Source organism: Lentibacillus persicus (assembly GCF_900112705.1).
Taxonomy (GTDB): Bacteria; Bacillota; Bacilli; order Bacillales; family Amphibacillaceae; genus Lentibacillus; species Lentibacillus persicus.
In genome coordinates this window covers 90,192-101,713 of record NZ_FOMR01000007.1, presented here as the reverse complement: position 1 = coordinate 101,713, position 11,522 = coordinate 90,192, and the positions used below count along the sequence as shown (strand labels likewise).

12 protein-coding genes are annotated in these 11,522 nt (G+C 45.2%); 5 read left to right on the top strand and 7 right to left on the bottom strand.

The window, feature by feature from the left end; translation table 11 throughout:
• Window positions 1-110: 110 nt before the first annotated feature.
• Window positions 111-1,082, bottom strand: a complete 972-nt coding sequence (locus BMZ22_RS10540; RefSeq protein WP_245745347.1) for a glycine betaine ABC transporter substrate-binding protein — start codon at window positions 1,080-1,082, stop codon at window positions 111-113.
• Window positions 1,083-1,370: 288 nt separating this feature from the next.
• Between BMZ22_RS10540 and BMZ22_RS10535 the strand changes: the two genes are divergently transcribed.
• Window positions 1,371-1,568, top strand: coding sequence for a YwbE family protein (locus tag BMZ22_RS10535; RefSeq protein ID WP_090085279.1), 198 nt, complete (start codon window positions 1,371-1,373; stop codon window positions 1,566-1,568).
• Between the two features lie 33 nt (window positions 1,569-1,601).
• Here the strand turns inward: BMZ22_RS10535 and BMZ22_RS10530 are convergent, their stop codons facing one another.
• The gene (locus tag BMZ22_RS10530) at window positions 1,602-2,330 is read right to left on the bottom strand and encodes a M48 family metallopeptidase (RefSeq protein ID WP_090085277.1); all 729 of its coding nucleotides are present in this window, start codon (window positions 2,328-2,330) and stop codon (window positions 1,602-1,604) included.
• A 171-nt stretch (window positions 2,331-2,501) separates the two neighbouring features.
• Here BMZ22_RS10530 and BMZ22_RS10525 point away from each other — a divergent pair, with 171 nt between their 5' ends.
• Window positions 2,502-3,434, top strand: a complete 933-nt coding sequence (locus tag BMZ22_RS10525) for a DUF4349 domain-containing protein (protein ID WP_090085275.1) — start codon at window positions 2,502-2,504, stop codon at window positions 3,432-3,434.
• 230 nt (window positions 3,435-3,664) lie between these two features.
• On the opposite strand, the gene BMZ22_RS10520 is transcribed toward BMZ22_RS10525, so the two are convergent.
• Window positions 3,665-4,852, bottom strand: a complete 1,188-nt coding sequence (locus BMZ22_RS10520) for a cation:proton antiporter (protein ID WP_090085273.1) — start codon at window positions 4,850-4,852, stop codon at window positions 3,665-3,667.
• 113 nt (window positions 4,853-4,965) lie between these two features.
• On the opposite strand from BMZ22_RS10520, the gene BMZ22_RS10515 reads away from it, so the two are divergent.
• The 3 genes from BMZ22_RS10515 to BMZ22_RS10505 all read left to right on the top strand — a co-directional run bounded on the left by BMZ22_RS10515 (window position 4,966) and on the right by BMZ22_RS10505 (window position 7,394).
• Window positions 4,966-6,393 carry a hypothetical protein gene (locus BMZ22_RS10515; protein WP_245745339.1) on the top strand — a complete coding sequence of 476 codons (1,428 nt, stop codon included), beginning with the start codon at window positions 4,966-4,968 and terminating at the stop codon, window positions 6,391-6,393.
• 24 nt (window positions 6,394-6,417) lie between these two features.
• Window positions 6,418-6,903 (top strand): metallophosphoesterase family protein, encoded by a 486-nt coding sequence (locus BMZ22_RS10510; protein WP_090085269.1) that lies wholly within the window; start codon window positions 6,418-6,420, stop codon window positions 6,901-6,903.
• Window positions 6,904-7,109: 206 nt separating this feature from the next.
• Window positions 7,110-7,394: a hypothetical protein gene (locus tag BMZ22_RS10505; protein WP_090085267.1), complete on the top strand. Its 285-nt coding sequence runs from the start codon at window positions 7,110-7,112 to the stop codon at window positions 7,392-7,394.
• Window positions 7,395-7,450: 56 nt separating this feature from the next.
• On the opposite strand, the gene BMZ22_RS10500 is transcribed toward BMZ22_RS10505, so the two are convergent.
• From BMZ22_RS10500 to qoxA, 4 genes are read right to left on the bottom strand one after another with little or no spacing between them, the layout of a single operon-like run.
• Complete coding sequence (locus BMZ22_RS10500; protein WP_090085265.1) at window positions 7,451-7,747, bottom strand: cytochrome C oxidase subunit IV family protein; 297 nt, start codon at window positions 7,745-7,747, stop codon at window positions 7,451-7,453.
• Window position 7,748: 1 nt separating this feature from the next.
• On the bottom strand, window positions 7,749-8,357 hold the full coding sequence (qoxC, locus tag BMZ22_RS10495; RefSeq protein ID WP_090085263.1) for a cytochrome aa3 quinol oxidase subunit III: 609 nt from the start codon (window positions 8,355-8,357) through the stop codon (window positions 7,749-7,751).
• Window position 8,358: 1 nt separating this feature from the next.
• Window positions 8,359-10,293, bottom strand: a complete 1,935-nt coding sequence (gene qoxB / locus BMZ22_RS10490; protein ID WP_090085261.1) for a cytochrome aa3 quinol oxidase subunit I — start codon at window positions 10,291-10,293, stop codon at window positions 8,359-8,361.
• Window positions 10,293-11,231: a cytochrome aa3 quinol oxidase subunit II gene (gene qoxA, locus BMZ22_RS10485; protein WP_245745337.1), complete on the bottom strand. Its 939-nt coding sequence runs from the start codon at window positions 11,229-11,231 to the stop codon at window positions 10,293-10,295. Before qoxA ends, qoxB begins: the two co-directional genes overlap by 1 nt.
• Between the last annotated feature and the right edge of the window lie 291 nt (window positions 11,232-11,522).

Here is an 11,522-nt window from a genome sequence, read left to right as displayed (position 1 = left end):
AAAGGTGAGTCTTGGATTTTTATCATGTAAGTCATGACGTCAATCTTACCTGATCAATAAAAAACCAATCTTCCTGCATACAGTAGGAAGGTTGGTTGCTGTGCGGGCTATTACTCAATACCATCCAGCCATTTTTCTTTTAGATCGGGATTGTTGTCAATAAACTTTTGTGCGGCATCTTCTTCATCCATGCCATTTTTAATATCAAGCATCATGCTTTGTGTATTTTCTTTCGTAATCGAAAATTGTTCAAGGAATTCATAAGCTGCAGGTGATTGTTCTTTAAAATCTTTTCCGGCGACAGAGAAAACGTCATCCGGTTCGCCAAATGTTCCTTTTGGATCGTCCAGGATCTTTATATCAAATGCATTGAATGTCCAGTGTGGCGTCCACAACGTCACAACAATCGGTTCGTTTTGCTCGATTGCGTCTGATAAAGCTGCGGACATAGCTGCACCGGAGCTTTCAAGCAGGTCCCAATTTTTCTTCAAACCGTACCCGGGCATGACGTCACTTTCCATAAGTTCCATTTCACCTGCTCCGGGACTGATGCCGGTGATCGTCCATTCCAGCTTTTCGCCAACATTATTCGTATTTTGTGCTAAGTCTTCAATCGAATTAATATCCTCCATATACGCTGGAACGGCTAAACCGAGTTCCACTTTTTCAGTAACCGTGTTTATTTTTTCAAGGTTATCCTTATATTCTTCCCAGTAGCTTTCGTGTGTTGTTGGGAGCCATGCACCAACAATCGCATCTGTTGATCCATCGTTTAAGCCGGTATATTCGACACCCACGTCTGTTTGGTTTATTTCGACGTTATAACCGATTTCTTCGAGCAATAATTTTGCCAGATATGTGTTTGACGTGTTGGACACATAACTGTCGACACCTAATGTAAGGCTTTCTTCCCCGAGGTTTCCGTTTTCATTTTGGTTATCAGCATTGTTACTTTCATTTCCCTGGCCGCCGCATGCTGCTAAAGCCATGCCTGCCAGAACAATAATCATGATGCCTAACAAACGATATGTTTTCTGCATATATGAATCAACCACTCCTTTTGTAAAGTCAACGCATGCCATTATAAAAAAGGGTTATAGAAAAACCAAATCCCGTTTTGTCCTGTTTTCGGGTGAATATAGAAGTTAGTTTGTCATATCAATATTTAAAAAGCGCGTTCTTCAAATTTGTGCATTATACTAAGATACATACGAGTTAATCACAAACTTGTTATACTATTTAGTGTGAACACCATTTAATGGAAAAATTAAATCGGAGCACAGCAGCTTCCATCAGGAAATCAATTTACTGCGGGGATTTTCAGTTTTTCCTTAAAAATTCGTCAAAGCTAAATAAAGGAGATGCATGATATGTCTGGAACGAGAAGAGAGAATATAAAAATTGGCCAAAAGGTCCAAGTTGTCCGAAAACAGGATCAGCGTACCGGAAAATTGACGGAAGGGGTTGTGGCACGACTTTTGACCAACTCAGCGACACATCCGCACGGCATTAAAGTTAAGCTTGAGGATGGGACAGTGGGGCGCGTAAAGGAAATAGCGGACGAATGAGATTAGGGGCGAGGCCCTGGTCCATTCGTCAGGCTAACCAATACAATGCAGCCCCATGCCATTAACTCGCAGCCACTCTTTCCGTTCTTCATAGTCGGGCAGAATTGACTTTACAATTTTCCAGAATTCCGGCGAATGGTCCTGAACAATTAAATGGGCCAGTTCATGAACAATTACATAATCCATTATTTTTAACGGCGCCATAATCAGCCGCCAGTTAATATAAATGTCGCCTTCCGGTGTACAGGTCCCCCAGCGTTTATGCTGCGTGCGGATGCTGATGGAAGCAGGCCGGGTGTTGAGCAGTTTCGCATAATGAGCTGAACGTTCACGCAGTTTTTTAGCTGCTTGTTTACGGTACCATTGAACGAGCTGTTCTTCCAAACTGTCGTGGACGTTTTTTTGCGGCCAATTTTTCGGAACCGTTGCGATGAACCTGCCTTGGTAAAAAGTAAGTCTGGCCGCGCTGACAGGTTCCCGGTTAACTTTTAAGCGGTAATGACGGCCAAGGTAGGGCAGCTTCTCACCGCTTACAAATTCTTTGGGCTGGATGCTCGTTTCCACTTGTTTGAGGCTTTTAATTTTTTCATAGATCCAGGGTGCTTTTTTGTTAAGGTGATGATTTATTGTTGACGTATCGGTTTTTTCAGGTGCATAGACTTCAACACCATTTACGAGCGTTACCGATATGATTAAGTCATCGCGTTCCTGCCGGTAGAGTATGTAGTCGATGGGGGTTGTACCGTATTTCAGAGTGGGCATGGTGATCACCGGCCTTCGCTTTTGAATTCGCTATTTATCCTATTATCATAGCACGTGGCAGACTAAATCAAAAGGCTGACTGACACGTGGCAAGTGTCAAATATTTTTTTAAATATGTAACATTTTTCCTTGGATTCGCGTCTATATTAAAAAGAAAAGGCGGGTTTTTTGATGCGAAAAAGTTTTTTATATTTGACGATAATAGTTTTTGGCGTAATCGTGGCAGCTTGCAGTAATGATACAGAAAATAGCGATCAATCTTCTGATCAGGCAAATGTCGAGACCGAACAATTCACGACGGAAAACAGCCAGACCTCCGAGAGTCCGGCTGACAGACAGGCGTCCGAGTCGTCCGAAGAAGCAGCGAGTGGCCAAAGTGAAGGTGATACAACTTCGGAGGCAAAAGAAATGACCGATTCAGACCGGAAAATTATATATACGGCGAATCTTCGTATTGAGGTGAAGGATTATCAAGCGACGGTGGAAGGTATTAACGCCGAGGTTACCGACCGCGGCGGTTACATAGTTGAATCAAATATGCGTGAAGGCAATGAGGACCGAACGACGACCGGACAAGTGACAGTGCGTGTGCCGCAAGAAGAATTCGAGGTGTTTGTGCAGACCGTGGAAGACAGCAGCAATCGTGTGCTGGAAAGTTCAACCTCGGGCCGGGATGTGACAGAGGAATACGTTGATCTGGAGTCACGGCTTGAGTCGAAACAGGTCGTGGAAGAGCGGCTGCAGTCATTTATGGAGCAGGCCGAGAAGACAGAAGATCTGTTGGAGATCTCAGATGACCTGGCGACGGTGCAGCAGGAGATTGAAGAAATAACGGGGCGGATGAATTATTTGGACAACAAGGTCGACCTGGCGACAGTCACAATTTACATTGAAGAAAATAACGTATCGCTTTCAAACGAAGACGATTTAAACACGTGGGAAAAAACAAAGCAGCAGTTTATGCAAAGTATTAATTTTCTGCGCTCAGCGGTTTCGGGACTGGTTGTATTTTTAGCAGGGAGTTCACCGGTGCTGTTGATTTTAGCGCTGCTTGGTTTTGCAGTTTTTTGGCTCATCAGACGACGGAAGAAAAATGAGCAGTAGATGCGGGACGCGTTGACCCGGCTATGGGACGGGGCGGTGAATTTTTAAACTACAGCGATTTTGCGGGCATCTACAGCGATTACCGTTCAAACTACAGCGATTTCAGGGTGATCTACAGCGATAATCAGCCAAACTACAGCGATGCGCTATAGACTACAGCGATTTTGCCAGTATCTACAGCGCATAATTCCAAATTTTAACAATTAATGATGCGCGTACGTCAGTAGCCATCACTTCGCAAGCCACTTGCTAAGCGGTGAGACGCCGAGGCTTTGCACGACAAGCGAAATGAGCACCGCGGAAAACGCCAGTGAGATGATCATATCACTGTTACCGGAGCTTTTTGCCTGGAGTTCCAGAATTAAATAAACCGACATCGAACCTTTTAAGCCTGACCATGAAATTAAGGCGGATTCACGCCAGCTAATATGTTGGCGCCATTCTTTGAAAAACTGTGTCGTGCCCATAATGATGCTAAACCGGACTGCTAAGGACAGTGCAAAAATAATAAATGCAAATCCCCAAGCGTTAAATTGCAGAAATTTTGCCGCTTCAATGCCGATTAATAAAAACAATAATGACAGGAGCGATAATTCAGCTATGCCCCAAAATCCGTCCAAAGTGTCTTTGAAATGATCCTCTTTTACCGTCCGGCCGTACTCAAATGACAGCATAATGCCGGCGGAAACCGTTGCAAGGACGCCTGAGACCCCGATTGCTTCAGCAAGATTGAAGGAACCGTAAGCAATGATAATACTCAACATTACCTGGTATTCCCGGTGGTGGGTGAAATGCACCGCCTTGCTCATCAGCCAGCCGAAAGCCAAACCAAGTGCTGCGCCGCCGATTGAAACAACTAAGAAGTTCGTTACAAAATTGGAGACGGTAAACGATTGGTTTTGCGTGAGCATGCCGGCAAGAAACGAAAAAATCACAATACTCGTCCCGTCATTGATCAGCGATTCACCCTCCACAACGGCAGAGATTTTTTTGCTGCCGGCGGATTCCTCAAGTATCGACACGACTGAAACGGGATCAGTCGGTGTAAGAATTGAGGCAATAGCCAGCGCACCAATGAATGACAGTGAAACGAACGGACCGCTCACCGCAAATATTACCGAACCAAGAATGGCAACGGTGGCCATGATGCCGACGGTTGCCAGAAAGGTGATAATCCCGGCGTTTTTCTTAAAATTGTCCGACGAGAAGTTATAAGCGGACGTGAACAGAATTGCCGGCAGGAAAACATGATAAATCATCTTGGCAGTCACGTCGACGGACGAAAAATAAGGGATAAAGGACAAACCGAGCCCAAGTACGACCAATAAAACGGGCACCGGCAAATAGCTCTGTTTTTTATCCAAAGTGAAGATAAGATAACCAATCAGTAAAAGTAAAATAATTTGGGATGAAGCCATGACTTATTCTCCTTGTACAGGTATTCTTAAGCGCGGTACCCCTGTTGCAAAATTATAAACGTAGGAGCATCCTATTGTCTTTTTGCCCTGAAGAGGCTTAAAATGAGGAGTAAATGAATCGTCGTAGGGAGCGCATTATCGTGAACTTAGTCGCACGCGGATTGCGGGTCGTTATAGCTTTATATGCACTGCTTTATTTCATAACATTTTTCGTGGATAACAGCATTCTGGTGACGGTGCACGCCATACTCGGGTTTATGCTGCTCGTTTTGGCTGTTGTGCATGTAAACGTTCGTCATATTAAATTGCCATTGTTTCTGTTTAGCACAGGTTTCCTCATCATGCTCGTTTCAGGTGGCCCGTTTCTGGAAAACATGGCGATCGGCTTGCGACAGATGAGTAATATCATCGGCCTGCTTGCGGTCGTTCCCGTCATCGGTTGGGTCCTGCGATCGGAGCCCTACATTGAGGATATTATCGGGTTTGCACATAATTGGCTCGACACAAGCCGCAAGTTTTATTTCGGCGTCCTGTCATTTACGCATATTATTTCATATTTTCTGTTGTTCGGTGCGATTCCGATGATGTATCAGTTTGTGGATGACATTTTGAAAAATCAGCGCGGAGAGGCGTGGGAACACTTTAAAGGCACGGCTTTATTGCGGTCGTTTGCCTTGTCAACGTTGTGGGTCATCAGCATTCCGAGTTTTGCTTATGCGGTCGAAGCAATGAACGCGTCGTTGCCGATAGCCATTTTGCAAGGGTTTATAATCGCTTTGGCGGGCCTTTTGATTGCGGTCGTTTTTTCTTATTTTGAAGAAAAGAAATACGGCATTGATGTGACGGCTGCCATTAAAAGTGAGATAGCGGTTGTGCTTAAGCACGCTTCAAACCCGAAAATACAAAAACGCCGGACAATAGAATTCGGCTTTTTGTTCATTACACTGTTCGGCTCGATTTTTTTTATGTATGAAGTGACTGATTTTGGGCTGATGATTTTGATTCCGATTGTTATTGTCATATGGGCAGGTATTTATTTTCTCGTTAAGAAACGCATTGGACGGCTTGGACATGAGGTGAAAGAATATTACCGGAGCGGGCTGGCAAGCAAAGCATACCAATTCAGTGTGCTGACATCGGCCGGTGTCATGATACACAGCTTGAATCAGACCGGCATCGGCACAGTGATTATTGATGGTGTTTATGCGTTTCAGGAAGTGCTGCCTTTCTTTAATATGCTTTACTTTTTGCCGCTTATACTTATTATTCTAGGATTCATGGGGCTGGGACCGCTGACTGTCATGGTTCTCGTTGCTGGTATTTTGGAAAGCATTTCGCTGCCATATCCGCCTGAACTGATTGTTCTGGCCGTCACGTCCGGCAGTGCAATCTCCATATTGCTTTCACCACTGATCATGCCGGTCATTGTATTAAGCGCAGCAAACGGTGTAAGCCCATTTAAAAACGGTCTGAAATTCAACTACAAATTCGCCATCGTTCTGTACGTACTCGTGCAAGTTTATGTCCAGTCGATGGTGTAGTGAGGAGAGGACGGGGTGTAACTTATGAGAATGGTTGTGACTGGCGATACGCATTTGAAGAAAGCGGAGAAACTGCCGGCTCGTTTGACGGAAGCGTGTTCGGCGGCTGATCGGATTATCCATACGGGTGACTGGCAATCGGTGGATGTCTTAGATGAGCTCTCCCAATATGGTGAAGTGACCGGCGTATATGGCAATGTTGATGATGAAGCAATTCGAGGGCGGCTCCCGGGGACACAACTGCTCGATATCGGTAAATTCAGGATCGGTGTCGTTCATGGTCACGGTGCGAAGAAGACAACGGAAAAGCGCGCAATCGAAGCATTTACTGAAGATCATCCCGATGTTATCATTTTCGGTCATTCGCACATTCCGATGATTCGTTATTTTAAAAAACAGCTGCTTGTTAACCCGGGTTCCCCGACAGCTAAACGGGCGCTCCCATATTATTCATTTGCGATCCTCAATCTCACCGAAGTAATCCACGCAGAACTCAAATTTTTCGATTGAATATTAAGCCGTGAAAAATTAATCCAACTGAATCTGGCATAAGTTTTTCCATTGAGTATAACGGGAACGCTGATAATGAAACAATCTCTTCCTTCTCAGAGCGGTTATACAGCACTTGAGCCTAATTTGTGACGATTGTGTGACAAAACGGCGAACAATCTGTTATAATAAGAATACGCTTTCATTAAAGATAGGAGATGATATAAATGGCTATCACATTGATGTTTATGGTTTTGGGTACGGTCACGCCATTTATTTTCCTGTATTTAAAGAAGAAATCCCTTGCTGCAGTGCAGACCATTCTGCTGATCGGCATGTGGCTTTACTTTATTCAGGTGATGTTCATGTCAGTCGTACCTGGCGCATTTTCGATAACATGGCTGATGTTTTATGCAAGCCTGTTTTTATCAGCAGTCGGATGGGTGATGTTCATCATTAACATGGTTAACACATCAGAAACGTACAGAGGGCTGACCGGTAAACGCATATAAAAACCTCTTTCCAGAACGGAAAGAGGTTTTTTTGCTATTAACGATGCTATTCATTTTTACATAAAGCCGAATGACATGGTAAACAGGGAGCCGGCAATAAGGATGGCGAATACGACGGCACCGTGGAACATCATATTCCAGGGTGCGTGGCCCATTCCCCGTTCAGTCAAGTGCATGAACAAAAAGAGCTGAATGACTGCCTGGAGAATCGCCAGTGCGAAGATCGAAATAATGATCCACATGACCGGCAAATTGGATCCAAGCGCTGCCCATGCTGCGACAAGCGTCAGAACAACTGACGTCACATATCCTATAATGTGCTTGACCGGAATATTTTTCGATTGATTTGCCATATTAAATCACCATCCCTATCAAGTAAACACCTGTAAAAATGAATATCCAGATGACATCTAAAAAGTGCCAGTATAATCCAAGGACGAAAATTTTTCGGCTTGTTACCTGCGTGATCCCCCGCTGCTTGAGTTGAATTAAAAGCAGGATCAACCAGCCAATCCCAAATGTCACGTGCACGCCGTGTGTGCCTGCCAGGACAAAGAATGCTGACCAGTAGGCACTGGATGTAAGCGTTGCACCCAACGTGGCATAATGATAAAACTCATAAATTTCAAAGCCAAGGAAGCTTAAACCGAGAACGAGTGTAATGATGAGCCATGTCATCATGCCTTTTTGTGCCCCGCGCCGCATTTCATGAATGGCAATGCCGCTTGTGAAACTGCTTGTGAGCAGAAGAAGCGTCATGATCAGTGTTGTTCCGGCTGTAAATAACTCAGCAGGGGGCGGGGCCTCCGCTGTGCGGCCGAACAGCACAGCATAGGTGGCAAATAATGTGCCGAACAGTGCCATTTCAGCTGCGAGAAAGATCCAAAAGCCAACAATCGTCATCTGGTTTTCTTCGGTCTGATATTCCAGCGGTGTGGCGTTTTCTTCTTTATAGGCATTCATGCTATAACCCCCTTGCCGAGCGCTCGGTCCGCTTGATTTCATCTGCGCTGATGTGATGCCCTTCATTATAGTCAAATGACCGCATACCCATTGTTACGAGTACAGCAATCAGTCCGGCAACTGCCAGCCAAATCCATTCAAAAACGAGTGCAAAACTGGCAAAGAACATGATAGCTGACATGACAAACGGTTGTCCTGTGCTGTTAGGCATATGAATTGGTTCAACTTTTGATTCATCATAGCCCGTTTCGCCTTTTGCTTTCATATCCCAGTATGCGTCGTGTGACGTCACATTCGGCACGACGGCAAAATTGTACTCCGGAACCGGTGTTGGTGTTGCCCATTCAAGCGTCCGGCCGTCCCATGGATCACCGTTTTGCTCCCGCGGGCTGTACCGGTAGCTGTAGTAAATGTTATAGACAAATACGGCAAAACCAAGTCCCATGCCAAATGCACCAATGGTTGATAGCACGTTCAGATTAAACCACTCCGGAACAATATGGAACACTCTTCGTGGCATGCCGTCGAGTCCCAAAAAATACTGCGGCAGGAACGTGATGTGAAAGCCAATGACGAACAGCCAAAAACTCCATTTTCCGATTCGTTCGTTTAACTTGTGTCCGAACATTTTTGGATACCAGTACACAAGGCCGGCAAAACAGCCGAAAACGGTGCCTGCAATCAGCACGTAATGGAAGTGTGCAATCAGAAAATACGAATTGTGGAACTGATAATCGGCCGCAGCCATGCCAAGCATTACGCCTGTTATACCGCCAATTGTAAAACTTGGTATAAATGCCAGTGCCCACATCATCGCGGTGGTTGTTCTGATTCTGGATTTATATAAGGTCGCCAGCCAATTGAATATTTTCACGCCTGTCGGGATCGCAATCGCCATCGTTGTCACGGAGAATACGGAATTGACAAATGCTCCCGCGCCCATTGTAAAGAAATGGTGTACCCAGACAAGGAAACTCAGTCCGGCAATCAGGATAATTGACCAGACCATGACGCTGTAACCGAATAATCGCTTTCTGGCAAATGTTGCAATCACCTCTGAAAAGATACCGAAAGCCGGCAGTATCACGATATAAACTTCCGGGTGGCCCCACATCCAGAACAGGTTCGCCCACATCATTGGCAGGCCTTCACCGGCAAGCGTAAAGAAATGCGAACCAAATATCCGGTCGATGGTCATAAGTGCCAGCGCTACGGTCAGAATCGGAAAGGCAAAAACGATAATAAACATGGTGATAAGCGTTGACCAGGTAAAAATCGGCATTTTGAATAAGGTCATGCCTGGTGCACGCATTTTCAGTATTGTCACCATTAAATTAATGCCTGTGGCAAGTGTTCCAATCCCTGATAGCTGCAGTGCGAGCAGATAGAAGTTTTGCCCGGGGCCTTCACTCATGATATCACCGGCGAGCGGTGTATAACTGGTCCAGCCCGCATCAGGTGCGCCGCCGATAACAAATGAAATGTTGAACAGCATCGCCCCGAAGAAAAAGGACCAGAAGCTCAATGCGTTCAAGTATGGAAAGGCAAAGTCACGCGCCCCGATTTGGAGTGGCACAACGATATTCATCAAACCAATCAGGAACGGCATTGCCATAAAAAATATCATAATGGTTCCATGCGTGGTAAAAATTTCATCGTAATGCTGAGCATTCAGGAAATTCATATCCGGAAAAGCCAGCTGCGTCCTGATCATCAGTGCGTCAGTGCCGGCACGGAACAGCATGGCGAGTGCGCTTAAGATATACATGATACCAATTTTTTTATGGTCGACGGTCGTCAGCCATTCACGCCAGAGCCATTTCCATTTTTTAAAATAGGTTAATAGGAAAATGATAGCCCCCGTAACGAGTACAATGGAGACCATCCCGGCGTATATAAGCGGTTCGCCGGTTACGAGCAATTCATCAAGCGACATTATTGTTCACCTTCTTTCCCGGATGGTCCATGTTCATGATCTTTGCCGTTTTTCAAATGCAGCTGTTCGTTAAATGCTTCACGGTGGCGTTCAATGGAATAGGTCATGCCATCTTTGGTGCCATGGTCGACCCACTCAAGATGGGTAGATGAGAATGCCATCGTGTCGGTAAGCCCCGGCTCCAGCAGCGAATCATATTTCTCCTGTGTCAATTCAGGTGCCGAGTTCTGTGTTGATGCCACCCAGTCCTGGAAATCACTGCTGCTTTCGGCATGCACTTTGAACGTCTGTTCCGCAAACCCTTCACCATTAAAGTTGGAATTGCGCCCTTGATAAACACCTGTTTCATCAGCCTGCAGGTAAAGTATGTTTTCCATGCCGGCCATGTTGTACTTTTGGCCGCCTAAGGCAGGAATCCATAAGGCTGTCATCGAATCGGCTGAAGACAAGCGGAATTCAATGGCGCGATCCGTTGGGATGTGCAAATAATTGACCGTTTCAATGTCCTGTTCGGGATAACTGAAAAACCACTTCCAATCCGCCGTCGTTGCATGAATAACAAGCGGGTCCTGGTCGTTTGACGATGCCGGTGGTTCTTCCAGATCAAACAGCGTGCTGATGGTTGGAATGGACAATGCGGTAACGATCATAACCGGCACAATTGTCCATATTGTTTCAATAGCTTTGTTGCCATGAAGCTCCGGTTTATATTCAGCTTTCCGGTTGGGCTTATCCCTGTACTTCACGACCATAAAGATGAAAAGGGAAAAGACAACAGCCACAATCCCGAGCATGAATATCAGTGCATACAGAATTAAGTCCCGTTGACTTTCCGCTACCGGGCCTTTAGGATCCATGACAGTCAGCTCACTGCATCCGCTGAGCAATAATATAAGACCAATGAGCCCAAAAATTGCCCATTTGTTCAGATGTCTCATCCTATGTCTCATGAAATAACACCTCTGCAATCTGTGGGAGATACGTTTTTACCATGAAGGTTGTGTTAACCTATGTACAATCATAGTAGAGAGTTTCCCTTTTTTGTGAGCTGTCAATCATTCGTTAAAAAAAGGTCAAGAAATTGTGATATTTTGTTAAAGACAGGTGTCTTTTGCTTCAGGGGGCAGGCAGGAGGGTGGAACATGTGCCGGTGCACAAAAAATAAGAGGTTGGGACATAACTTATATATCCAATATAAAAGACGAACGATCATCAAGGTTAGCGGAGGG

Excerpts from the sequence above, each read along its gene's own strand:
- BMZ22_RS10540 (WP_245745347.1), bottom strand. The coding sequence starts at position 1,082 with ATGGCATGCGTTGACTTTACAAAAGGAGTGGTTGATTCATATATGCAG.
- BMZ22_RS10535 (WP_090085279.1), top strand. The coding sequence starts at position 1,371 with ATGTCTGGAACGAGAAGAGAGAATATAAAAATTGGCCAAAAGGTCCAA.
- BMZ22_RS10530 (WP_090085277.1), bottom strand. The coding sequence starts at position 2,330 with ATGCCCACTCTGAAATACGGTACAACCCCCATCGACTACATACTCTAC.
- BMZ22_RS10525 (WP_090085275.1), top strand. The coding sequence starts at position 2,502 with ATGCGAAAAAGTTTTTTATATTTGACGATAATAGTTTTTGGCGTAATC.
- BMZ22_RS10520 (WP_090085273.1), bottom strand. The coding sequence starts at position 4,852 with ATGGCTTCATCCCAAATTATTTTACTTTTACTGATTGGTTATCTTATC.
- BMZ22_RS10515 (WP_245745339.1), top strand. The coding sequence starts at position 4,966 with ATGAATCGTCGTAGGGAGCGCATTATCGTGAACTTAGTCGCACGCGGA.
- BMZ22_RS10510 (WP_090085269.1), top strand. The coding sequence starts at position 6,418 with ATGAGAATGGTTGTGACTGGCGATACGCATTTGAAGAAAGCGGAGAAA.
- BMZ22_RS10505 (WP_090085267.1), top strand. The coding sequence starts at position 7,110 with ATGGCTATCACATTGATGTTTATGGTTTTGGGTACGGTCACGCCATTT.
- BMZ22_RS10500 (WP_090085265.1), bottom strand. The coding sequence starts at position 7,747 with ATGGCAAATCAATCGAAAAATATTCCGGTCAAGCACATTATAGGATAT.
- qoxC (WP_090085263.1), bottom strand. The coding sequence starts at position 8,357 with ATGAATGCCTATAAAGAAGAAAACGCCACACCGCTGGAATATCAGACC.
- qoxB (WP_090085261.1), bottom strand. The coding sequence starts at position 10,293 with ATGTCGCTTGATGAATTGCTCGTAACCGGCGAACCGCTTATATACGCC.
- qoxA (WP_245745337.1), bottom strand. The coding sequence starts at position 11,231 with ATGAGACATCTGAACAAATGGGCAATTTTTGGGCTCATTGGTCTTATA.